Annotated in this window: 22 protein-coding genes; 10 read left to right on the top strand and 12 right to left on the bottom strand. The window is 64.6% G+C overall.

The genetic code is table 11. The features are described from left to right. The 4 genes from W911_RS17810 to W911_RS09465 form a co-directional block, all read right to left on the bottom strand. Positions 1 to 939 carry a L,D-transpeptidase gene (locus tag W911_RS17810; RefSeq protein ID WP_023787321.1) on the bottom strand — a complete coding sequence of 313 codons (939 nt, stop codon included), beginning with the start codon at positions 937 to 939 and terminating at the stop codon, positions 1 to 3. Between the two features lie 86 nt (positions 940 to 1,025). Continuing rightward, positions 1,026 to 1,451 carry a L,D-transpeptidase gene (locus W911_RS09475; protein ID WP_023787320.1) on the bottom strand — a complete coding sequence of 142 codons (426 nt, stop codon included), beginning with the start codon at positions 1,449 to 1,451 and terminating at the stop codon, positions 1,026 to 1,028. Between the two features lie 4 nt (positions 1,452 to 1,455). Beyond that, positions 1,456 to 3,423: a tetratricopeptide repeat protein gene (locus W911_RS09470; protein ID WP_051388540.1), complete on the bottom strand. Its 1,968-nt coding sequence runs from the start codon at positions 3,421 to 3,423 to the stop codon at positions 1,456 to 1,458. Positions 3,424 to 3,539: 116 nt separating this feature from the next. Further along, entirely contained in the window at positions 3,540 to 4,988 is a 1,449-nt protein-coding gene (locus W911_RS09465) for an NAD(P)H-hydrate dehydratase (RefSeq protein ID WP_174394680.1), read from the bottom strand. Between the two features lie 416 nt (positions 4,989 to 5,404). Here W911_RS09465 and W911_RS09460 point away from each other — a divergent pair, with 416 nt between their 5' ends. Then, the gene (locus tag W911_RS09460) at positions 5,405 to 5,743 is read left to right on the top strand and encodes a P-II family nitrogen regulator (RefSeq protein ID WP_023787318.1); all 339 of its coding nucleotides are present in this window, start codon (positions 5,405 to 5,407) and stop codon (positions 5,741 to 5,743) included. Between the two features lie 59 nt (positions 5,744 to 5,802). Further along, positions 5,803 to 7,209 carry a type I glutamate--ammonia ligase gene (gene glnA, locus W911_RS09455; protein WP_023787317.1) on the top strand — a complete coding sequence of 469 codons (1,407 nt, stop codon included), beginning with the start codon at positions 5,803 to 5,805 and terminating at the stop codon, positions 7,207 to 7,209. Positions 7,210 to 7,295: 86 nt separating this feature from the next. Here the strand turns inward: glnA and W911_RS09450 are convergent, their stop codons facing one another. Continuing rightward, complete coding sequence (locus tag W911_RS09450) at positions 7,296 to 7,604, bottom strand: hypothetical protein (RefSeq protein WP_041318252.1); 309 nt, start codon at positions 7,602 to 7,604, stop codon at positions 7,296 to 7,298. Positions 7,605 to 8,433: 829 nt separating this feature from the next. Here W911_RS09450 and W911_RS09445 point away from each other — a divergent pair. Next, complete coding sequence (locus W911_RS09445) at positions 8,434 to 9,240, top strand: DUF4846 domain-containing protein (RefSeq protein WP_023787315.1); 807 nt, start codon at positions 8,434 to 8,436, stop codon at positions 9,238 to 9,240. A 17-nt stretch (positions 9,241 to 9,257) separates the two neighbouring features. On the opposite strand, the gene W911_RS17375 is transcribed toward W911_RS09445, so the two are convergent. The 4 genes from W911_RS17375 to W911_RS09425 all read right to left on the bottom strand — a co-directional run bounded on the left by W911_RS17375 (position 9,258) and on the right by W911_RS09425 (position 11,950). Beyond that, complete coding sequence (locus W911_RS17375) at positions 9,258 to 9,653, bottom strand: hypothetical protein (RefSeq protein ID WP_023787314.1); 396 nt, start codon at positions 9,651 to 9,653, stop codon at positions 9,258 to 9,260. A gap of 143 nt (positions 9,654 to 9,796) precedes the next feature. Next, on the bottom strand, positions 9,797 to 10,918 hold the full coding sequence (locus W911_RS09435; protein WP_023787313.1) for a pyridoxal phosphate-dependent aminotransferase: 1,122 nt from the start codon (positions 10,916 to 10,918) through the stop codon (positions 9,797 to 9,799). A gap of 22 nt (positions 10,919 to 10,940) precedes the next feature. Further along, a complete protein-coding gene (locus W911_RS09430) occupies positions 10,941 to 11,381 on the bottom strand; it encodes a DUF1489 family protein (protein WP_023787312.1) in 441 nt (146 codons plus the stop codon). Between the two features lie 89 nt (positions 11,382 to 11,470). Continuing rightward, positions 11,471 to 11,950 carry a hypothetical protein gene (locus tag W911_RS09425; RefSeq protein ID WP_023787311.1) on the bottom strand — a complete coding sequence of 160 codons (480 nt, stop codon included), beginning with the start codon at positions 11,948 to 11,950 and terminating at the stop codon, positions 11,471 to 11,473. Positions 11,951 to 12,135: 185 nt separating this feature from the next. Here W911_RS09425 and W911_RS17370 point away from each other — a divergent pair, with 185 nt between their 5' ends. Continuing rightward, positions 12,136 to 12,681: a hypothetical protein gene (locus W911_RS17370; RefSeq protein WP_144083574.1), complete on the top strand. Its 546-nt coding sequence runs from the start codon at positions 12,136 to 12,138 to the stop codon at positions 12,679 to 12,681. Positions 12,682 to 12,690: 9 nt separating this feature from the next. On the opposite strand, the gene W911_RS09415 is transcribed toward W911_RS17370, so the two are convergent. Continuing rightward, positions 12,691 to 13,491 (bottom strand): YdcF family protein, encoded by an 801-nt coding sequence (locus W911_RS09415; RefSeq protein WP_023787309.1) that lies wholly within the window; start codon positions 13,489 to 13,491, stop codon positions 12,691 to 12,693. 79 nt (positions 13,492 to 13,570) lie between these two features. Beyond that, positions 13,571 to 13,867, bottom strand: a complete 297-nt coding sequence (locus W911_RS09410; protein ID WP_023787308.1) for an SH3 domain-containing protein — start codon at positions 13,865 to 13,867, stop codon at positions 13,571 to 13,573. A 207-nt stretch (positions 13,868 to 14,074) separates the two neighbouring features. Here W911_RS09410 and W911_RS09405 point away from each other — a divergent pair, with 207 nt between their 5' ends. From W911_RS09405 to W911_RS09390, 4 genes are all read left to right on the top strand, one after another. Further along, positions 14,075 to 14,587: a methyltransferase family protein gene (locus W911_RS09405; protein ID WP_244438483.1), complete on the top strand. Its 513-nt coding sequence runs from the start codon at positions 14,075 to 14,077 to the stop codon at positions 14,585 to 14,587. 60 nt (positions 14,588 to 14,647) lie between these two features. After that, positions 14,648 to 15,349, top strand: coding sequence for a DUF5655 domain-containing protein (locus W911_RS17365; RefSeq protein ID WP_023787306.1), 702 nt, complete (start codon positions 14,648 to 14,650; stop codon positions 15,347 to 15,349). 103 nt (positions 15,350 to 15,452) lie between these two features. After that, positions 15,453 to 16,805: a hypothetical protein gene (locus tag W911_RS09395; RefSeq protein WP_023787305.1), complete on the top strand. Its 1,353-nt coding sequence runs from the start codon at positions 15,453 to 15,455 to the stop codon at positions 16,803 to 16,805. Positions 16,806 to 16,987: 182 nt separating this feature from the next. Beyond that, positions 16,988 to 17,680, top strand: coding sequence for an MgtC/SapB family protein (locus tag W911_RS09390; protein WP_023787304.1), 693 nt, complete (start codon positions 16,988 to 16,990; stop codon positions 17,678 to 17,680). 31 nt (positions 17,681 to 17,711) lie between these two features. On the opposite strand, the gene mgtE is transcribed toward W911_RS09390, so the two are convergent. After that, positions 17,712 to 19,088 carry a magnesium transporter gene (gene mgtE / locus W911_RS09385; protein ID WP_041318232.1) on the bottom strand — a complete coding sequence of 459 codons (1,377 nt, stop codon included), beginning with the start codon at positions 19,086 to 19,088 and terminating at the stop codon, positions 17,712 to 17,714. A gap of 252 nt (positions 19,089 to 19,340) precedes the next feature. On the opposite strand from mgtE, the gene W911_RS09380 reads away from it, so the two are divergent. Beyond that, on the top strand, positions 19,341 to 20,444 hold the full coding sequence (locus W911_RS09380) for a polysaccharide deacetylase family protein (protein ID WP_023787302.1): 1,104 nt from the start codon (positions 19,341 to 19,343) through the stop codon (positions 20,442 to 20,444). A gap of 95 nt (positions 20,445 to 20,539) precedes the next feature. Next, a complete protein-coding gene (locus tag W911_RS09375; RefSeq protein WP_023787301.1) occupies positions 20,540 to 21,514 on the top strand; it encodes a polysaccharide deacetylase family protein in 975 nt (324 codons plus the stop codon). Positions 21,515 to 21,539 lie beyond the last annotated feature (25 nt).

The raw sequence follows: 21,539 nt of genomic DNA, 5'->3' as shown, positions 1-21,539 counted from the left end.
TCAGAACCCATAGCCGGTGAACAGTCCACGCGGAGGGCGCGGGTAATAGGCTTGCGCCTGCCCGCGACGGCGCGCCCGCGGCGGCATGTATGCGCTCTGGGACGCCGCATTCCGCCCCGCGGCAGAGGGCGGCAGGTAGGTGTAGGCGCTGCCGCCAGCAGCACGACGAGCTTGCATTCCGCGCGTCGTCCGCTGTTCGCGCGAGGCCACGGCCGGCGGCGGGCCGAAATTGGGCGTGCCATCGACAACGATCCGCGTCCGCTCCTTGCCATGCCGGTTGACCATGCGGAACAGCGTCGAGGCATTCTTGGGCGCAAGCCGCACGCACCCATGCGACGCCGGACGCCCCAGCGAGCGAAGTGCCCAGCTCCCGTGGATCGCGACGCCCTCATGGAAGAAAATCGAATGCGGCATCGGCGCGTTGTCGTACTGCTTCGAGAACCACTGGCGCGCCATCCACGTCGGCTGGAAGGTGCCGGTCGGCGTCGCATAACCGCGCCGGCCTGACGAGATCGGCCAGGAGTGGCGCACGGCGCCGCCTTCGGACACCGTCATCGTCTGGTTCGTAAGATCGACGTCGATATGGAGCGTCGGCGGGGGAGGCGGTACGCGCGCTTCGGCCGCCTCGGTCTCGCCGTCGTGCGCCGTTAGGGCGTCACCCGGCAAAGCGTCGTCGGCACGCGGCGGCACTTCATCAACTTCAGGCTCAGAAACGGCCTCGCGCACGCGCGTGGGAAGAACGCCCTCCGCCTCCGTCTCGTTGACGATGGAAAGCGCGTTCGGCTCCTCCGCATCGGCTTCCGCGGGAGCCTTGTTGATGATGGTCACGGTGGGGACGCCACCGGGTTCGACCGTTATCTGGCCTGCCGCTTCCGCCGAAGCGGCTCCCGCCCCGAAAAGCAGCGCGAGAAGCGCACCCGCCAGAACCTGAACCCGCATCGCAACACTCCAACGCAATACAAAATCGGATATTTCAATTGGATAGCATCAATCGCCCGGTGTTCCAGACGAGCTTGAAAATGTCCCTAATTCCCGATCGTGATGCGCGTCCGGGAGAAACCATGGGCACGCACAAGCTCGAAAAACTGGGACGCATGGCGCGGCAAGAGCCGAACGCAACCCCGGGACGCGGGGCGCCCCAGCCGGTTCACCTCGTTCGTGGCGTGGATCGCATAGCCCTTGTGGTAGAACACCGCGTAATGCATGGGCGCATTGTTGTATTTCGTCGAAAACCAGCGGCGCTCAAGTCGCTGCGGACGGAACGATCCGGAAGGAGTTGCATAGCGCCCTCGGCCCGTCGACACGGGCCAGCTATGGCGCAGTTGCCCGTGCACATAGACGTTCATGGTCTGCGTGCTCTTGCTGACACGGGCTTGGACGCCGGCAGACGCCGCGGTGGGGGCGAGCGCAGCCGCTGCAAGCACAGCAGCCGCGACGAAGGTCAGGCGCATCTCTCTACTCCGCACAAAACGAGAAGCGTGAGTTCGAAGAGAAACGCAATCGCGTTAGGATATCGTTGCCGTAAACGGACAATATGACGGGATCTGCCACCCGTCCCCTATCCGTTAACGGGTGCGAAGGCATCGAGCGCCGCCTGCCGCGCCGACGCATGATCCACGATCGGAGTCGGACACCTGCGCCCGAACGGTTCGCGATCCCATGCTGCGACAGGAGCGCTTCGGCAAGGATCAGTTGAACAGGAGTTCGAAAAACGACTTCGGCTTCTTCTTGGCCGTCGCGCGCTTGGGCGGAGAGGATGGCGCACCGCCGAACGCACCGAACGGCGTGTTCCACGGCGCCCACGCCTCGCCCCCTTCGTGGCCGTGTTGTATAGCGCCGCTCGCCGGCGCGCGATGCGGGCCGGCGCGCGCGCAGCGTAACGGTAAGTCCGTCGAGCCGTCGACACTCGCGACCGTCACCCGCCCCTCTTCCCACGTCCAGGTCGCGACACGCTCGCCCTCGCCGGTGCGGTTCGATGGCGACGACCAGGCCACGCTCCACGTCGACGATGGCGGCCTGTTCGAGCTCGGCCGACCCCGTCCGCGCCGTCACCGCGCCGCCATGGAAGTGCAGCACGCCGATGCCGCGAAACGGCGCCTCTTTAAGTTCCCATTTGATGAGCCGTGGCGCAGCCTCGCCCATCATTTCGAGCGGAACCGAGACGCGCGGATACTGATCGTTAACGGCGAAGAAACGCTGCCCGCGCTTCACCACGCGCCAGTCGTCCACGCCCGCGCCCTTGACCACCGTTTCGTCGGAGAGCAACGAAGCGCCGCCCAGTCGTTGCAACGTTTCATTGGCCGCATAAAAACCTGGCCGAAGCTCCAGCGCCCGCTCGATGTTGCGAATGGCATCCGTGACCTGGCCTTGGCTTTCGGAGATCTCGGCCTTGACCCAGTGAACTTCCGGCGTATCGGGGTTGAGTTTCTGCGCGACCTCGATGTCCCGCTCCGCGATGTCCGTCTGTCCGTTCTGTCGGTAGATATAGGCGCGGTACGCGAACGCGAGTGCCGAGCGCGGATCGATTTCGATGGCGCGATTGAGATCGCCCATCGCCTCGTCGTAGGCCTGCGCAACGCCGTGCGCGAAACCGCGCTCGGCATAAGCCGCGGCATTTCCGGGCGCGAGTTCGATGGCCTTGGAAAAATCCTTGATCGCGGATACGGCGTTGCGCGTCGCGAGATAGGCTTTGCCGCGTAAGATGTACGTTTCCGCGAGATCGGGATCGAACGCGATGGCCCGCGACAGATCCTCGATGGCTTCCTCGAAGTGCTCCACTTCGAGCTTGGCTTCGGCGCGGTTGCGATAAGCGGTGGCGAAGCGGGAATCGGCCGCCACCGCGCGCGTGAAGTCGCGGATCGCCGCGTGCGGACGCAACTGCGCGAGATGCGCGAGCCCACGCCCGCTGAGTGGCGCCGGATTAGCCGGCAGCAAACGCACCGCCTGTGTATAATCCGCAATCGCTTCGTCCAGCTCGCCAAGCCGCATATAGGCGCCTGCGCGATTGTTGTAGGCGGCGGCATAGCCCGGCGCGAGAACGATGGCGCGGTCGAAATCCTTCACGGCTTCGCCCGCGAGTCCGAGAGACAGAAGCAGATTGCCGCGATTGTTGTAGACGGCGGAGAATTCCGGAAAGAGCTGAACGGCCAGGTTGAAGTCGTCGAACGCTTTGCGCGTATCGCCGAGCTTGATGTACGCCACGCCGCGGTCGTTCAAAATAGCCGCGCGCCGGTCGTTGGAAAGGCCGGTTTCCGCAAGCGCTTCCGTGTAGCGCGCCACGGCCTCGCGCGCCTCGCCGCGGACGAGAGCACGCGCACCGTCCTCCGCGCGCGGCATCTCCTCGGTCGGCGCCGCGTGGAGCGACGGACCGTAAGCGGCGAGCGCAAGCGCGAGACAAGCACGGACGCAAGCGGAGCGGATCATCGAACCTCCAGGTCATGGCCGGCCAGATGCCATGATAGAGCGGCAGGACCGCGGAATCTTCCCCTGAATCTTACGGACGGGTCAAGCGCACGCATCCGAATCGGAACACCGCGAAACTAAGCTTCGCCGTAGAGACGGGAAAGCACGCGCGGAAGCCGGTCCGGCAAATCCTCCGCGATCAACCCCGGCCCGAAGTCTCGTGCGGCTTCGCCGTGAAGCCATGCAGCCGCCGCCGTGGCCTCGAAGGCGGACATGCCCTGCGCAAGAAGCCCGGTCACGAAGCCGCCGAGCACGTCGCCTGCGCCCGCCGTCGCAAGCCACGGCGGCGCATTGGCCGTGATCGCAGCCCGCCCGCCGGGCTCGGCAATCACGGTGTCCGCACCCTTGAGCAGAACGATGGCGCCGCTCTCGTCTGCCGCGTGCCGTGCACGCACAAGCCGCGACCCCGGCACGTGGCCGAACAGCCGCTCGAACTCTCCGTCATGCGGTGTGAGGACAACAGGCGCACGACGCAAAGCCATCGCATCCTTGAGACGCGAAAGATCTCCTGCAAACGAGGTCAGCGCATCCGCATCCAGCACCACCGCCGCAGGCGACCGCAACGCCGCCTCGACCAGGCGGCGCGTCGCTTCGCCCAAGCCCGCACCCGGCCCCAACAGCACCGCATTCTTACGTGTGTCTTCGAGAAGGCTCGCGAGTCCCTCCGGCGCCTCGAACGGGCGCAGCATGATCGCCGTCAGATGCATGGCGTTGACGCCGACCGCATCGAGCGGGCTTGCGACCGTGACGAGCCCAGCGCCCGCCCTCAGCGCGCCCCGCGCACCGAGCCGCGCAGCTCCCGTCGCCTCCGCAGGGCCGGACACGACGAGCGCATGCCCGCGTGTGTATTTGTGCCCATTGGCCGAAGGCCATCGGTAAGCCTCGCGCCAGAGCGGCGGCGCATTGAGGAAGGTGGCGCTCCCGATTTCGCCGAGCACGGCGCGCGGAATCCCGATATCGGCAACCCGCACCGTGCCGCAATAGCCGCGCCCCGGATAGAGCATGTGGCCGGGCTTCGCGCGGAAGAACGTCACCGTTTCGACGGCACGGAACACGGGACCGGCCACCGCGCCGGTTTCGCCGTCGAGGCCGCTCGGCACATCGACCGCAAGCACCGGCGTGCCCGCCTCAACCACGGCCGCGACGGCCTCTGCCGCACGCCCATCGAGCGGGCGCGTAAGGCCCGCACCGAACAGAGCGTCGATGACGAGATGCAGGCTTTCGAGCTGAAACGGATCGAGCGGACGCACCGGCCCGTCGAAGCGGCGCGCCATCTCCGCCGCATCGCCCTTGAGTTGAGAAACTTCGCCATGGAGGAACAGACGGACGTCGTAGGACGCGCGCTTCAGATAGCGGGCCGCGACGAACCCGTCACCGCCGTTGTTGCCGGGGCCGCAGAGCACGGCAACACGCGAACCCGGCGGAACGAGACGGCGCGCGGCATCCGCGACGGCCCGCCCGGCCGCTTCCATGAGCGTCAGGCTCGATACACCGCGCTCGACCGCCAGCGCATCCGCACGCGCCATGTCTTGCGGCGTAAGAAGATCCACGCCGCCCTCGATCCAAACCGTTTCTTTTGTCACCCGCGTCCTCCCCGCACGTCCTGCGAGCCGTCGTTTTTTATGCCCCACCCTACCCTTCCGCCGGGTGGTGCGGGAAGGAAAGTCGCGCGGGAAACGCCATGCCGCGATAACCGCGGGAAGGCGCAAGCCAGCCGCGGCGGACGTCGCCCTGCCGCCGAGGCCTGCACAAAAAGCGATCATAAAGCCCACATTTTAGGCTATTCAAACGGGAGAAAGTGCCTGCCGGAAAGGCAGCCTCAGACTAATCGTCTGAAAATTAAACGATATTTTCATTTCAAACGGCTTGGCATACCCCGTGCAATCCGATGGCCGCTCCGGCACATCAGATTTGCGCCGGAACCGGCGGAGGATAAGGGTGCATGAAAAAAATCGAGGCCATCATCAAGCCCTTCAAGCTCGACGAGGTGAAGGAAGCTCTGCAGGAGATCGGTCTGCAGGGGATCACCGTGATCGAGGCTAAGGGATTTGGCCGCCAGAAAGGCCATACGGAGCTGTATCGCGGCGCCGAATACGTGGTCGACTTCCTGCCGAAGGTGAAGATCGAGGTCGTGTTGGGCGACGAGATGCTCGACAAGGCCGTCGAGGCCATCCAGAAGGCGGCCAAGACCGGCCGCATCGGCGACGGCAAGATCTTCATTTCTCAAGTCGAGGAAGCCATCCGCATCCGCACGGGCGAAACCGGCGCCGAAGCCATCTGATCGGGCCTGCGGCGGCCCGGCAATCTAGCGCAACATCCTAATCTCAAAGGGGAGTGTTTATGACAACGGTCAACGATGTCCTGCAGCTGATCAAGGACAAGGACGTCAAGTTCGTCGACCTTCGCTTCACCGACACGAAGGGCAAGATGCAGCACGTGACGGCCGACGTAAGCTGCGTCGATGCCGACATGTTCGAAGGCTACGCGTTCGACGGATCGTCGATTGCCGGTTGGAAGGGTATCGAAAGCTCGGACATGTTCCTGAAGCCCGATCCCGTATCGGCTCACATCGATCCGTTCTTCGCTCAGACCACGCTCGCCGTCTTCTGCGACGTGATCGAGCCGCTGACGGGCCAGCCCTACGAGCGCGACCCGCGCTCCATCGCCAAGAAGGCCGAGGCTTACATGGCCTCCCTCGGAATCGGCGACAAAGTCTATTTCGGCCCGGAAGCTGAATTCTTCATCTTCGACGACGTCAAGTTCTCGGTCGATCCGTACAACGTCGGCTTCAAGGTCGATAGCTCCGAGCTGCCCACGAACTCGGCCACCGAGTACGAGATGGGCAACCTCGGCCACCGTCCGCGCATGAAGGGCGGCTACTTCCCCGTGCCACCGATCGACAGCTGCCAGGACATCCGTTCCGAAATGCTCTCGGTCCTCACCGAGATGGGCGTCGTCGTCGAGAAGCATCACCACGAGGTGGCCTCCGCCCAGCACGAGCTTGGCATCAAGTTCGGCGAGATGATCACGATGGCCGACCATCTCCAGATCTACAAATACGTCGTGCACCAGGTTTCGCAGGCGTACGGCAAGTCGGCGACCTTCATGCCGAAGCCCGTCTACGGCGACAACGGCTCGGGCATGCACGTTCATCAGTCGATCTGGAAGAACGGCGAACCGACGTTTGCAGGCAACAAATACGCCGATCTTTCGGAATCGTGCCTGTTCTATATCGGCGGTATCCTGAAGCACGCCAAAGCCATCAACGCGTTCACGAACCCGCTGACGAACTCCTACAAGCGTCTCGTGCCGGGCTATGAGGCGCCCGTGCTGCTGGCATACTCCGCCCGCAACCGTTCGGCGTCCTGCCGTATTCCGGTCGTGACGAGCCCGAAGGGCAAGCGCATCGAAGTCCGCTTCCCGGATCCGGGCGCGAACCCCTACCTCGCCTTCACGGCGCTGCTCATGGCGGGCCTCGACGGCATCCAGAACAAGATCCATCCTGGCGACCCGATGGACAAGAACCTCTACGATCTGCCGCCCGCAGAACTCGCCGAGATTCCGACCGTCGCGGGCAGCCTGCGCGAAGCGCTCGCAGCACTCGACGCCGACCGCGCCTTCCTGAAGGCCGGTGGCGTCATGACCGACGACATGATCGACGCCTATATCGAGCTGCGCATGAGCGAGAACATGCGCTACGAGATGACGCCGCATCCGGTCGAGTACGACATGTACTACTCTGTCTGATCGACGTCGTTCGATTTAAGAAGATGGGAGAAGGCCCGGCCGCGATGCCGGGCCTTTTTCATGTCTCGCAAAAGAGAGCGTGAAGCTCAGTAGAAGACGAGAATGCCGAGAAAGACGCCGACGAGACCCAGGCGAAAGAAGATGCGCTCGTGACTGAGCAGCCAGGCGACGAACCGGCGCGGCAACTCGGTCCATGACACGCGCGCAAGCGCCGAGAGCACCACGCCAAGCACGAGGCCGACGAAGAGCGAGCCCGGATGCAACCCCTCTCCGTCACGCACACCAAGAAGCTCCGCAATCGCAGCATCTCCTTCCGCCGTGCCGACGACGGTGAGAACGCCCGCGCCGAGAACGCCGAACGCGAGCAGCGAGAAAAAGCCGAGTGCCGATCTCATGGAAAACTCCGCCGGCCGGAAGAGGGCCCGAAGGCTGGCGCAATCGACATCGATCGCGTGGATCTTGGATGAGCATAAGCAGCCGGCCGTCAACGTTCGGTTAACTATCCCTGCCCCTTCCAACTTGCACATACTTCGTGAATTGACACCCCCGCGGATTGAGCGCACACTTCACGCACTTCACTGGAAGGAGGTCTAAGAAAATGTGGCCACCGGATCAGTATTAGCCGCTCGGTCGAGACCGGGATTGCTCGATAACGCCGGTTGTCGGCGAGCGGCGCGAGACAAACAATTCGATTTTATGCGTGGAGACTTGAAGGAAACTGCGATTGAGCTTGAATCGCGTTTGAATAGTCGTGCGTTCGCGTGCAGACGCCCAGGCGAGACCGAGGATCGGTCGCCGGAACGTGCATTTAGGGCCGTCAAATCAGCCCCAGGGGATCGAAGCTGGATCGTCTCACGGAGCCCGATCCGAGCCGCCCCAAGCGAACCCAGGCGACCGACAGCGCCATCAACTCGCCGCAGCTTTTTCAAGAACCCGCGAAATCTAAGATCTAACGACTTGGACAGAACGGCGGTGCGCACCCCGATCCGAACACCGAAACCGCATCCCGACACCGGGACACCTTCGGATTGAGCGACGGGACGACAGCGCCACCGCCCAGAAAATCTCATTGGTCCTCATCGTTGATCTCGCGAGCCCGTCCCGGACACCTCCTCCGGCGGGCTCGCAACTTTTTGGAGCAATCTGCACGCGGCCTGATACGCGCGTGCCCGCCCGCTACCGACCGTCGCGGCCATGCCACGATTGCGTGCGAGCGAAAGGCCCATGACACAGACCTTCCGCACCCGCGCGATGCAAGCGGCCGCCTCGATCGCGCTTTCCCTTGCAGCCCTCTATGCCCCCGCCGCCGAGGCGCGCCCGACCTACGGCTGGACGTCGGAAAAACGTGCATCGACGCCGCTGTCGTCACGCATCGCACCGCCCGCCGGATTTACGCGGAGACGGGCCGAAAGCGGCAGCTTCGCCCATTGGCTGCGCGGACTGCCGATGAAGCCCGAAGGCGCCCCCGTCCTGACCCACACCGGCAAGCCGAAATGGCGCCAGGATGTACATAGCGACGTCATCGACATCGACGTGGGCGAGCGCGACCTGCAGCAATGCGCCGACGCAATCATGCGCCTGCGCGCCGAATGGCTCTACAGCGCGCGGCGCGACAAGGAGATCGCGTTCAACGACACCAAGGGCAAGCGGCTGATCTTCGTCAACCGCGCCAAGCGCACAGATTACCCGGGTCTGCGCCGCTACCTGAATTATGTGTTCGCTTACGCAGGCACCTACTCTCTCGAACGCGAGCTGAAGCCCGTCGCCATCGAAGAGATGGAAATTGGCGACGTCTTCATCCGAGGAGGCTTCCCGGGACACGCGGTTCTCGTGGCCGACATGGCCGAAAACCGCGAGACCGGCGAAAAGCGGTTTCTGCTCTTGCAAAGCTACATGCCCGCGCAAGACATCCACGTGCTCAAGAACCCGGCCGCCGAAGACGGATCGCCCTGGTATTCGGCCGCGATGGGCGAAACGCTGGTCACACCGGAATGGACGTTCCCTCGCACTCAGCTCCGCCGCTGGCCGTAATCGCGACGCTGCCGCTCTTACCGCGCGCGGGAGAGCCGGATCACCGCCGTTCCATGGTTGCTCGTCAGCCGCGCCACCATGCTGCCGCCGGAGAGATTAAGCTGGATGTTGCCGGTGGCATCGAACTCGGGATTGTAGAAGGTACCGCGATAGCGGTTGCCGCGGCCGCGCACGAACGCTTCCTGAGTGACGGTGCCAGTCTGAGACGAGCACGATGCGGTCGCGTCATAAGCGTTCTGCCCGCTCGGCTTGAAGTTTGCGCGGCAGGTCGCGCGTTCCTGTGAACCGTTAGAAAACGTCACCGTGCCGCTCCCGCGCCAGGCCCCGCGGAGTGAATCGGCCGAAGAAGCCGGCATCGCAAACGTTGCGAGCCAGAGCGAAGAGAGGATCGTCCCCCAGAGGGCACTTTTCATCGGACTCCCTTTCCAGTTTTTTCGGCCTCCACACGCATACGCGCGTCCGGCCAGCTTAGATCTCGTGATCATCGATGTCGTGAATCAGGCGTTGCGACCATCTTAGCGCAATTCGATGACGTACACGTACGGCTTTGCGGACCTTACGCGGAGGCAACGCGGTTGCGGGCCGCGTCCAGCGCCTCCGGAAGGATACGGCCGAAGATGCCGAGATCCTCGTCCCGCCCGCACGAGACCCGAATACAGCGGTCCAGCGGAGCGACACCCGGCTTTCTCGCGAACACGTCCCGTTCCAGAAGCGCATCGAGAACTGCTTTCGCGAACGCGCCATCGGCACCGCAGTCGATGGTGACGAAGTTGGCGCCCGACGGAAGCGGCACCAGTCCTGAACTCCGTGCGATGTCCGCGATCCGCTCGCGAGCATTCACGATATGACGAACGACCTCCACAAGATAGGGTTGATCCTGCATCGCCGCCAGGGCACCGATCTGTCCGACGCGGTTGATGCCGTAATGGTTCCGTACCTTGTCGAACTGGCAAATGAGATCCGGCGATCCGACGGCATACCCGATCCGCGCTCCCGCAAGCCCATAGGCCTTGGAGAAAGTACGCAGCCGCAGCACTTGCGGATTGGAAATATCGATGGCAGGCACGGCGTCGGGCGGTGCCGTGTCGCAATAGGCTTCGTCGAGAAGCAGGAGAACGCCATCCGGCAGCGCCGCGATCAGCCGCTCCAGATCGGCGGCCGGCCACCACGAGCCCATGGGATTGTCGGGGTTCGAAACGTAGAGCACACGCGCTTCGCGGCGGCGGGCCGCATCCAAAAGCGCGTCGAGATCCTCCCGGTCGTCACAATACGGCACCTTGACGAGGCGCGCCCCCTGCGCCGCCACGTGGAAATTAAAGGTCGGATACGCCCCGTCCGACGTGACGACGACCGTCCCTGGATCCGCCGCCACCTTGACGGCAAGGCCGAGCAACCCGTCGATGCCCTCCCCAACGACGACGCAATCGGCCGGGACGCGGTGATGGGCAGCAATCGCCTCCCGCAGATCGTGGTTCTCGGGATCGGAATACATCCAGTTCTGAGGCGCAGCTTCGATCATCGCCCCGATCGCCTTGGGGCTCGGCCCGAACACGTTCTCGTTCGCACCGAGCCGGAGCACGAACGGCCGCCCCCGCGCGCGCTCCTGCGCTTCGGGACCGACGAACGGCACGAGCGCCGGCAAATCCCGCACGATGCGCGTCAGCGTCGGTCGTCCCATCACAGCCTCGGGAAAATTGCGGTCAGATCAGGCAAAGCTCTAACAGCTCCTGGCGCAGCTTGGGCGGAAACGATGCAAGGTCTCCACCGGGCCCGTGGCCGAGATCCTTCGGCGCATCGTCCGCCGTGAGATAGCGCCAGCCCTGAAAGGCACGCCGCGGAACCGGCCGCACCGGAACGAGCGCCGTGTCGAGAAGGATCAGGCAGCAGGACGAGCCGTCCTCTCGCGTGCCCTCATCGAAGCCGACGACGCGCTGGCGCACCTGGATCACGCCCTTGATCACCCAGTAGAGCGAGCCGCCGTCGAGCAGTTCGGCCTGCCGCTTGGGCATTTGGAAGGTCGCATGAAAGATCCGCATAGCCTCGCCGCGGGCTTTCTGTTCGGCAAGCCGCCCCTTCTGCCAGGACGCGAGATCCTCGACGGAGGCGGCGCCGACACAGAGCTTCACGAGATTGAGCGACATGCCATTCTCCGAACGTCCGGCACCGTGGCCAGTTCGTTCACCTTCTAGCCTGAAACGCGGCGGATGGATCGCAACCGTCCACAGGCGGATCACTCAGGACGGCAGAACCCCGTATATTGCCCGAACACCGGCTGGCCGATGAGACCGAAGTGACGGGAGTGGACGGCCGGGTGCTGTCCCGTCTTCTGGTCGACATCGTAAACGGTCGTGAGGTTCAGAAAGCCCTCCGTGACCGCCTCGATGAAATGGTTAGCGTTGATGGCACGAACGACGCTGAGCTTGCCACCCTCGTCCTCCGGCTTGAGGCGGAGCACCGCCGTTTGCTCTTCAAGGTCGATGTCGCCGATCCTGAAGGACAGCGGCTGCGGTGTCGTGGATTTGAAGGCGCCGTCCTCGTAGCTCCACGAGGCTCCGTTTTCGAACGTGCAAACGAGGTTCCGCGGCCCCTCATCGGCCGTGGCAGGCGGGTGACCCACGGCAAGTGTCATCAGAACGGCACCGGCAACAAGAGCGAACTTCCAAACGAGAAAACCTCTCTCGCCCCAACCGAAACCCCGTGCCCGTTCCATGCATCCTCGCTCGCCCGAAAGCCCCGAAGGGCTTAGCCACCTTACGCGATGGCGTAGCCCGTGAGGTGGACAAGGGTCAACCGGGGTAAGCCTGCCTTCCTGAGGCCCCGTTTCTGCGGCATGTGGTGGCAGGGTCACACCTGAGGGCGCGACCTGTCGTAGACTCGGCCACGTCGAGTCCCTTAATGCAAGCCACCATATCGCCATTGCCCATGACACTCGCATTGAGATCGCACCTGACAGCCGCGCTCGCGGCCTTGCTGCTGGGCGCATGCGCGTCCCAGGGCAACGATCTGACGACGAGCAGTCTCGGCCCGGCTCCCCAGCCGGCGTCCGCCAGCCAGCTCTCGCCCAGCCTCGCGCCTGTCGCCCAGACGGTCTCGCGGCTGCCGGCCGAAGGAGGCTACCAGCTCACGGCGGCCGAGCGCGATATGGACTGCCGGGCCCTGACCGGGCGCACGGCGGTCAGGATCATGCAGCTCCGCGATTACGAGAACCGCCGTCAAGCCTCGCTCGTGTCCCGCGCCGTTCAGTCAACCACGAGTGCGGTCTTTTTCGGCGGCACGGGCGCCGGCCTCGATCCCGACGGCCGCCATCGGCGCGAGCGGGCCCAGCTTGTCGCGTACAACGGGCTTCTTGCAGAAAAACAATGCGCGAATTTCGATCTCGACGCTGAACTGAAGCCGGGCGCCAAGGAGCCGCCGCGCACGCGGCCATCCAAGCGGACGTAAAAGCGGTCCTCAGGGCGCCGGAAAAAGCTCGTCGGTCCGCCCGAGCAGGCGATACGCCAAAAGCCCGAGCCATTCGTTGACAGCCACATCGAGACGCATCAAGCCCTGCGGGATCCTCGCGAACGTCCGCGTGGCGTCTTCGGCCCCGCGCGTGCGATAATCGACGGGATAGGCGATGACGTCGAACCCGGCCTTGCGAAACAGGCCGATGGCGCGCGGCATGTGAAAGGCGCTCGTCACGAGATACCAGCGCTGGCCAGGCCGCGGCTTGACCATCTCCCGCGTGAGCACGGCATTCTCATAGGTGTTGCGCGATCGGTTTTCGAGCACGAGGCGCGCCGGATCGATCCCGGCTTCGGCAAGAAACGCCCCGACCGGCCCGGAGGCTTCCGCCGTCGCGAAAAGCCCTCCGGCGCCGCCCGTAAAGACGACTTTCGCCTCGGGATGACGCAGCGCAAGCCTTAAGCCTTCGGTCACGCGCTCCGCCGCTTCGTTGAGGCCGAGTCCGCCGCGCCCTGCGGAAACGTGGGCATCCTCGAAGCCGCCGAGCAAAATGATCCCGTCGACGCGCGCGCCCGGCTGAGGCTGAAGCACTGCCGCGAAGCGCTGCTCAAGCGGAAGGATAAGGACGTTTGCGACCGGAGACAGCCCCCCGCCGACGAGCAGGACAAGCCCGCCCCACGCGAGCAGGCGGGACAGGCGCGGAGCACATCCGCGCGCCAGCAACAAGATGCCGGCCACGAGCGCAAGCACCGCCATCGACGACGGCTGCGCGAGAGATGCCAGGATTTTGGAGAGCGTATACGGCATCACACCACCCGAGAGGATGCGCCGCAGTCACGCGGCGCACCCCCGGCAGGAGCAGCCCTAGCGAAGTGGACGAAAAACACTAACCCGGGCACTTCACCCGACGCATGAAGTTTTTGTCTGCATAGCCCTCGATGGAGCCCTTGCGGATCGCGCACCAGAAGCCGCGCGGCGTACAGATGAGCTTGCGCTTCTCCAGGATGTCGCCCTTCTTGGCCATGCCGACCACGTCGGAGGCCGCGCGCGGACGGGCGCGGATGTTGAGCGAATCCGTCGTCACCACGAAGCAGCCGTAGGGGGACGCTTCGGCTTCCGTCGCGGAGCCGGTGAAAACCATCAGCCCGAGCGCGGCAGCAGCGATCGAATAAAACAGTCGCATGGGACATCCCTCCTTGAGATTTGCAACGCAGGGTGCGTTGGGACACCCCGTACACGGGCCATTATGAACGGCAATTGAACCGATCGCTCACGTCCCGAAGCTGGTAATGCCGATTACGGATGAAAGTATGGCTATGGCTCTACGTCTATTTGCCTGCCGCGGCTCCTGGCATTAACCCTACGTCTCACCCCGTGTCGGCGCCGGAAAATGGCGCGGCCGCCCCTGAAAGTCGAGAGCATGACGCAACCGAACGCCTCCCCCACGCTCCTGCCCCGCATTCCCTGGCCGCCCATCCTCCTGGTCTCCGTCATCGCAGGCGCAATCGGGCTCGGAGAGGCGCTGCCGCTCTCCTGGCCCGGTGTGGACGATACGCCGACGCGCCTCGTCGGGTCCGCGTTCGGGCTCATGGGCGCGGCCCTGTTTGTCTGGAGCGTTTGGACGCTTCATCGGCACGAAACCACCGTGCGCCCCGACCGGCCCGCACGTGTGCTCGTCACGGACGGGCCCTTTCGCTTCCGCCGCAACCCGATCTACCTCGCGCATCTCCTGATCCTGCTCGGCGTGGCGGAACTCACCAAGAACGTCTGGTTTGCGATCCTCGTTATCCCCTACGCCGTGCTCGTGACGTGGCTCGCCATCGGCCCGGAGGAGCGGCATCTCGAAGACCGATTCGGCGACGCCTATCGTGACTACAAAGAGCGCACCCGTCGTTTGCTATAGCCGTGAACGCGGTACGATCGGTCACCGCAACCCCAGAGACGAACCGAAGCGAGCAGTCCCGTGAGCATCGACTACGGAGAAAAGGAGCGCCAGTTTCTGGCAACGCTCAAGGCCGACACCGGCCGCGATCTCGACGAATGGATGGCCGCCATCGCCGCCGAAGGGCTCGCACATCGAAACGACGTCATCGACTGGCTGCGCCGTCAGGGGTTCATGTTCTCGAAGGCCTCGTGGATCGAGCGCATCCATAACAACGGCGGCCAGCCGATCTATGCTGGCGGAGGTGCGCCACGCGCGCGGGCAGTGCCACGCCGCACATCGCCGCGCGTACCGCCAACTCCCGTTGCGCCGCGCCCAGCGCCACCAGCCGCACCCTTGCCGCCAACGCAAACGCCGCCCGCCGCCGATTTGGCAGCCCTCGACGCGCTCCTCGCGCGCGCCAAAGCCTATCGTCCCCTCGCGGCATACGTCGTGGCGGAAGTCCGCAAGGCGGTTCCGAACGTCACCGTCATCCCGCGCGACGGCTGCGTTGCGTTTCACCTGGCGGGGCGAGAATTTGCCCTCCTCGCCGTCGGCCCGCGCGAGTTGCGTCTCGGACTTGCCACGCACGATGCACCCGCAAGCGCGGCCCTGGGGCCGGCGCGGACCTCGCCCCCACATCGCGGCGCACCGGAAATGGCCCGCATGACGGTGCTGACCGACGCGCGCCAAATCACGCCTGCCCTCGTAGACGCCATTGCTCAGGCCGCGAAGCGCGGCTGAGACGGTGGGCTGCGGACGAAACCATTGCGTGTGGCCAACACGGCCCCACATCATCGATTTGCCCTATTCGAAGCGCTGCATGCCTCGAATTGAGGAGGATCGATTGAGAACGAACGCACGCACCGCTGCATCTCTTTCCCCCCGCCGCCACGCGGCGACGGGCGCTGCGGTGTGGACGGGCGCTGCGGTATGCGTGCTTCTCCTCTCGCCTCTTTTCGTGAGCGCCGCCGCAGCCGACACGCCCCGCGCGACCGACGACGCCATCGGCAATCTCTTGCGCACCGAAAGCCCTGTCCGGCTTGCGGAAGGCCCGTCGCCCGAAGCGCAGGAGCCGCGCGACCCGCGCGCAGACGACCCCGCTTACAAACAGGCCCGCGCGCTGATGAGCGCCATCGACCAACTCCTCGCTGACGTCGCCCAACAGCGCGCCGAAGCCCGCAAGCTTCCCGCTAAAAGCGAGTTCATCGTCACGCCGCTGTGGACGGAAACGCGCGAAGACCGCGAGATCCGCATCCGCAGGCTGCTCGATAGCGCGCTCGGCATCGTAACCGACGTCCCTGTGGTGGACGTGCAGAAGCGCATCGAAACCCACCGCCGCAACATCCGCGATCTCGAAACCGAAATCGTGACGTTGAAGGAAAAGCAGCTCAAGGCCCCGGCCGACGGCATGTTGCCCGGCGTACTCACCGACACCGTCGATAGCCTCGCCGGCAACATCCGCGACCGCGAAAAACGCATCGTCGACAACGAAGCCGCCATCGCAGCCGCCAAGGGCGAGGTCGGCAAGGCGCTGATCGAGACCGGCGTCACGCTCGAAGACAATCAGCTCGACCTGCTCCTCGACGGAGTGCTCTCGGGCGATCTCGTACGGCTCGCGGCGACGTTCCACGCGGCTAAGCTCATCGACAGCCAACTCTCCCGGCTGATGGAGGCAACGTCCGATAACCCCGGCGCGGCCCGCAAATACTTTGCCATGCACGCGGCCCTCTTCGCCGTGCTCGTGCACGCCCAGGACGCCGCTATCGAAAAGATCGATACGCAGTATCTGCCGCGCCTCGACGCGATCCTGAAGGACCTCGACAAAGCCAAGGCCAAGACGCGCGAATTGATGCGCGCCGACAACCGCCCCGACCAGCAGCGCGCGCTCGAAGCCAATCGCGAAAGCCAGGCCCTCGCGGAAGAAGCGGCCAAGGGCTACCGCCGCTATCTCGCCCAGCAGCGCGAACAGATCGCAGGCTCCCGCACCCGCGCCGTGCACGATCTGAGGATCGCCGACAATACCTTCGAAACCGTCGAAGCGAGCCTTGAGCTCCACAACCTGATGCGCGATAGCCGCACCTCGTTCGAGGCCATCCAGAAGCTCGAAGCGCCCACCTTCGAGCAGATCTTCAAGAACGAAGCGCTCCGCCGCGAGTTCGAGAACCTCACACGCAAGCTCGACCAGCCGACGAGTTGAGAACTCCATCGCGCCGCGCTCGCTTTTCGGCCAGCGGAAAGTGCTTATCGACAAATCGTCGTTCGACCAGCGCCGAAGCCGCTCTACCTTCGTAGTTTCACCGAGCCGTCATGTCCGCGCGTTCCGCATACGCGCCGCAGGGTTCTCGTGCGCTTCAACGCACAATCGAAATGTAGAGTTCAATGGCGCAGCATCACATCGACATCGCAATCCATCTTGCCGCAGCATGGACGGCCGGAAGCCTGATCGGCCTGGAAAGAAGTTTCCACGGCCGCCCCGCAGGCTTCCGCACGCACGCGCTGGTGTGCCTGTCGTCCGGCCTGCTCATGCTGGTGACGGCCTATCAGTGGGATTGGCTCGGCAAAGTCCCGCTCGATACGGTGCGCACAGATCCGACGCGCATTGCACAAGGCATCATGACCGGAATCGGCTTTCTCGGAGCCGGCGTAATTTTCAAGGAAGGTCTGACGGTGCGGGGGCTCACGACCGCGGCCTCCATCTGGATGACCGCGGCCATCGGCATCCTCTTCGGCGTCGGCTTCTTTTACCCTGCCGCGCTTGCGACCCTCGCAACGCTCGGAACCCTCGCCATCTTCCGCCGCATCGAAGGCTGGCTGCCGAGCCAATCGTTCGGCCAGCTTGTCTTGCGCTTTGCGGAGAACGGAGTTCCGCCCGAAAGCAAAGTGCGCGAGCTTATCGCGAACGAGAGCTTCTCCATCGCCAACATGGCCTACCGCCTGGACCGTGAAGCGGGCTTCTTCGAGTATCGCATGACGATCCGCACCCAGAGCGGCAAAGCGCTCGAAAAGCTTGCCGACATCCTGCGCGCGAGGACCGACATTCTCGAATTCCGCATTTCGCCGAGCGGCGATTAAAAGCGCTTAAAGCACGCGCTGTCCGATGCCCTCAAAGCAGGATCAGCGAGGCGAGCCCGAGGAAGGCGAAGAATCCGACGACGTCGGTGATCATCGATACGAACACGCCGGACGCGGGCGCGGGGTCGAGCTTGAGGCGATCCAGCGCGAGCGGGATCAGAATTCCCGCCAACCCCGCAGCAAACAAATTGACGACCATGGCCGCCGCGATCACGCCGCCGAGCATTCCCGAGCCGAACCACAGAAACACGATACCGGCGATGATCGTCGAAAGAACGACGCCGTTGATGAGCGCAACGAGTGCTTCGCGCGTGATGATGCGCGGCGCATTCGCAGCACCGAGCTTGCTCGTCGCAAGCGCGCGCACGGTCACCGTCATGGTTTGGGTGCCCGCATTGCCGCCGATGGAAGCGACCACCGGCATGAGGACGGCCAGCGCCACCATCTGCTCGATGGTCGCGTCGAACTGCTGGATCACGAGCGAGCCCAGCACCGCTGTGCCGAGATTGACGATCAGCCAGGGAATGCGGCTGCGTGCGGTCGACGCGACGGACGCGCCGATGCTCTCGTCACCGACGCCACCGAGTGCGAGCATGTCCTCGTCGGCTTCGTCCTGGATCACCTCCACCACGTCGTCGACCGTGATGACACCGACGAGCTTGTTGTTCTGATCTACGACGGGCGCGGCCATCAGGTCGTAGCGTTCGAACTGACGCGCCACCTCGCCCTGCTCGTCGGTTGCCTTCACGAGATGGATGTCCGTCTCCATGATCTCGGAGACGAGAACCTCGCGCTTGCTGCGGATCACGCGCGAAAGATCGACGCTTCCGAGAACCCGGAACGCCGGATCGACCACGAAGATCTCGGAGAACGTATCGGGCAGATCGTCCGTCTCCCGCGCATGCTCGATCACCTGCTGCACGGTCCAATAGGGCGCAACCGCGACGAAGTCGCTCTGCATGAGGCGCCCGGCCGAGTAATCCGGAAATTCGAGCTGCCGTTCGAGGATGGCGCGCTCGTTGCGCGGCAACTGCGAAAGAATTTCCTCGCGGTCTTCGTCTTCGAGATTCTCGATCAGGTACGCGGCATCGTCCGTGTCGAGCTCGGTGACGGCCTTGGCCAGGAGTTCGTTCGGCAACGCTTCCGAGAGTTGATCTCGCACCGTTTCGTCGATTTCGGAGAGCACCTCGAAATCGAACGCCGCTCCCAGCGCCTGAATGAGCGCAATGCGGTTCTCCGGCGTCAGCAGCTCGATGACGTCCGCGAGGTCGCGCGTGCGCAGGTCCTTGACGATCTCGGCCGCGCGGGCGCTGTCGCCCTCCTGCATGGCCAAGGTGACGTCGCGCACGAGTTCGTCGACGCTCAGGGCCTCGGCGGCCGGAGTGACCTGCTCTTCTAAGCCCGCCATCGATGCTCCAACGGCCTTAAGGGCCAGCTTGAAAAAGACCCGCATGGGCCTGCCTGAAAGACGCCGCGATACTCCTGCATCACGGCGCGCCTTGTGAAAAACCGCAATCGCCTAGCATAGCCGTCACATCGGCGACACTGCGAACCGCCAAAAAAGGCGCCGATCTTGAGCCCGGTTGCCAAATCGCTACAAACTCTTCTACGAACCAGGGGACGAGACGACCGGCCGACCGGGCTGAAAGGGAGACGGACGATGAGCGCCGGCCGTGCGACATGGCTGATGGCGGTTGGGATCGGGCTTGCCGCTTTTGCCGGCACGGACGTCCGGCTCGATCGTGCCCTCGCCCAAAATGCCGAGATCCAGGCGGCTGCCGAGCCTCCGGCCTTGATCACCGTTGGCGCCACGAGCCTCCGCCCGACCATAGCGCCGGAATGCGCCAACCGGACGGATGTTCTCGGCGTTTCCCGCGTTGTCGAAATCGACACCAGCCGTGGACCTTACTTTGGCGAGCAGTACAAGGGGCTCGAAGACGACTTCCTGAACTTCGGCGAAGTGGTCATCACCTTCGACGACGGCCCGATGCGCCGGCACACGATCCCCGTGCTCGACGCGCTCGACGAGCAATGCACCAAGGCCACGTTCTTCGCGGTCGGCCGCATGGCCGTCTCCGACCCCACGACCCTGCAGGAGGTCCAGGACCGCGGCCACACCATCGCGACCCACACCTGGTCCCACAAAAATCTGGCGAGCCTCGGCGCCGACGCCATGAAGCGGGAGATCGAGCTCGGGTTCTCCGCCGTGGCGGCAGCCGTCGACAAACCGATCGCCCCGTTTTTCCGTTTTCCCTACCTGGGCCACAGCAAGGCCTCGCGCGCCTATCTGGAAAGTCGCGGCATTGGCGTCTTCGGTATTCACGTGGATTCCCAGGATTTCCGCACGCGCAACGCGGCGGTGATGCAGCGGACGCTGCTGAACCGGCTTGAGCGCAACGGAAAGGGAATACTACTGTTTCATGACATTCAGGTGTCGACCGCGCGCGGCATCCGTGAGCTTCTAGCCGAGCTCAAGACCCGCGGCTTCCGCGTCGTCCACATCGTGCCGAAGCAAGCAGCCACCACGCTTCCCGAATTCGACGCCGTTGCCGCAAAGTCCATCAAAGGACGCAAGAAGGCGACCACCAAGGCTCCTCTCGCAGACCGTGCCGTGACATGGCCCGTGGCGGGCGAAGAGGCTGCTCCGCCCGCCGAACGGCCTGCCCCGCCTCCGCCCCAGGCAGAACGCAGGGCGCCGCCCGCCGTCAAGGACTGGGCCAATCCGGACAACGACCCCTGGCAGCTCCGCTCGATGGGGCAGTAAGCGCGGGTCCGCGCCGAGAGAAGCCTGGGACAGCAGCGTACGCGTACGTCGCCGGACCGTCCCGTGATAGGGGCCTAACCAAGGGAATCGTGCCTATGCGCCGCTTCACCGCTCATGCAATCGCCGGACTTGCCGTCTTCGCGGCGTGGGGCTCGCCCGCAAGCGCCACCGAGTGCAAGGATCCGGCGAAAGCCTTAGGCGTCTCCCGCATCGTCGAAATCGACACGGCGAACGGCCCGATGTTCGGCGCAGTCACCAAACGGGATACCGAGGAGCGCTTCCTCGCCGACGATGAGGTCGTCCTGACCTTCGACGACGGTCCCGTACCGTGGGTGACAGGACCGATCCTCGACACGCTCGACGCCTTTTGCACCAAAGCCACCTTCTTTCCCGTGGGGCGAATGGCCATCAGCCGCCCGGCCTTGGTGAAGGACATCCTGGCCCGAGGCCACACGTTGGGGGGCCACACCTGGTCGCACCCCAACAACCTGCGACGGCTTTCGCGCGATAAGGCGGTTGACCAGATCGAGCGCGGATTCGCGGCCGTAGCGCTCGCGGCCGGAACCGACATCGCACCCTTCTTCCGCTTTCCGGGCCTGAACGACAGCGACGAGTTGCTCGACTATCTGCAAGGCCGCAACATCGCGAGCTTCACCGTCGACGTCATTTCCAACGACAGTTTTATCTCCAGTCCGAAGGCCATCGCCGAACGCACCTTGCGCCTCACGACCGCCCAGCGCGGCGGCATCCTCCTTTTCCATGACCTCAAGCGCCCGACGGCGCGCGCGCTTCCCGCCATTCTCGCGGGCCTCAAGGCACGTGGCTTCAAGGTCGTCCATCTCGTCCCCAAAGCGCCTGCAACGCCCCTCGCCACTCTGGATGCCGAACTGCAACCCATCCTCGCGAAGGCCAAGCCCAGCGCTCTGGTGCCGATTTACGGCTCACCGGCCCAGGCACGCACCCGCGAAGGAGACCGCCCCCGCGTCACGACGCTCGCGCCGGAACCACGCGCGCGCAGTCGCGAGGCGCAGGCGGCCGCAGGCGCCGCGAAAACGGCCGGCGCGCCCTGAGCGACGGGCCCGAGACCTGAGGCCA

The organism is Hyphomicrobium nitrativorans NL23 (assembly GCF_000503895.1).
Taxonomy (GTDB): Bacteria; Pseudomonadota; Alphaproteobacteria; order Rhizobiales; family Hyphomicrobiaceae; genus Hyphomicrobium_C; species Hyphomicrobium_C nitrativorans.
Note: the sequence above shows the minus strand (reverse complement) of the source record. Positions and strands in the feature narration are given on the sequence as shown.

Excerpts from the sequence above, each read along its gene's own strand:
- W911_RS09460 (WP_023787318.1), top strand. The coding sequence starts at position 5,405 with ATGAAAAAAATCGAGGCCATCATCAAGCCCTTCAAGCTCGACGAGGTG.
- W911_RS17375 (WP_023787314.1), bottom strand. The coding sequence starts at position 9,653 with ATGAAAAGTGCCCTCTGGGGGACGATCCTCTCTTCGCTCTGGCTCGCA.
- W911_RS09450 (WP_041318252.1), bottom strand. The coding sequence starts at position 7,604 with ATGAGATCGGCACTCGGCTTTTTCTCGCTGCTCGCGTTCGGCGTTCTC.
- W911_RS09435 (WP_023787313.1), bottom strand. The coding sequence starts at position 10,918 with ATGGGACGACCGACGCTGACGCGCATCGTGCGGGATTTGCCGGCGCTC.
- W911_RS09380 (WP_023787302.1), top strand. The coding sequence starts at position 19,341 with ATGAGCGCCGGCCGTGCGACATGGCTGATGGCGGTTGGGATCGGGCTT.
- W911_RS09405 (WP_244438483.1), top strand. The coding sequence starts at position 14,075 with ATGGCGCGGCCGCCCCTGAAAGTCGAGAGCATGACGCAACCGAACGCC.
- W911_RS09410 (WP_023787308.1), bottom strand. The coding sequence starts at position 13,867 with ATGCGACTGTTTTATTCGATCGCTGCTGCCGCGCTCGGGCTGATGGTT.
- W911_RS09425 (WP_023787311.1), bottom strand. The coding sequence starts at position 11,950 with ATGGAACGGGCACGGGGTTTCGGTTGGGGCGAGAGAGGTTTTCTCGTT.
- W911_RS09390 (WP_023787304.1), top strand. The coding sequence starts at position 16,988 with ATGGCGCAGCATCACATCGACATCGCAATCCATCTTGCCGCAGCATGG.
- W911_RS17370 (WP_144083574.1), top strand. The coding sequence starts at position 12,136 with ATGCAAGCCACCATATCGCCATTGCCCATGACACTCGCATTGAGATCG.
- W911_RS09470 (WP_051388540.1), bottom strand. The coding sequence starts at position 3,423 with ATGATCCGCTCCGCTTGCGTCCGTGCTTGTCTCGCGCTTGCGCTCGCC.
- W911_RS09445 (WP_023787315.1), top strand. The coding sequence starts at position 8,434 with ATGACACAGACCTTCCGCACCCGCGCGATGCAAGCGGCCGCCTCGATC.
- W911_RS09415 (WP_023787309.1), bottom strand. The coding sequence starts at position 13,491 with ATGCCGTATACGCTCTCCAAAATCCTGGCATCTCTCGCGCAGCCGTCG.
- glnA (WP_023787317.1), top strand. The coding sequence starts at position 5,803 with ATGACAACGGTCAACGATGTCCTGCAGCTGATCAAGGACAAGGACGTC.
- mgtE (WP_041318232.1), bottom strand. The coding sequence starts at position 19,088 with ATGGCGGGCTTAGAAGAGCAGGTCACTCCGGCCGCCGAGGCCCTGAGC.
- W911_RS09475 (WP_023787320.1), bottom strand. The coding sequence starts at position 1,451 with ATGCGCCTGACCTTCGTCGCGGCTGCTGTGCTTGCAGCGGCTGCGCTC.
- W911_RS09375 (WP_023787301.1), top strand. The coding sequence starts at position 20,540 with ATGCGCCGCTTCACCGCTCATGCAATCGCCGGACTTGCCGTCTTCGCG.
- W911_RS17810 (WP_023787321.1), bottom strand. The coding sequence starts at position 939 with ATGCGGGTTCAGGTTCTGGCGGGTGCGCTTCTCGCGCTGCTTTTCGGG.
- W911_RS09465 (WP_174394680.1), bottom strand. The coding sequence starts at position 4,988 with ATGGCGCGTGCGGATGCGCTGGCGGTCGAGCGCGGTGTATCGAGCCTG.
- W911_RS09430 (WP_023787312.1), bottom strand. The coding sequence starts at position 11,381 with ATGTCGCTCAATCTCGTGAAGCTCTGTGTCGGCGCCGCCTCCGTCGAG.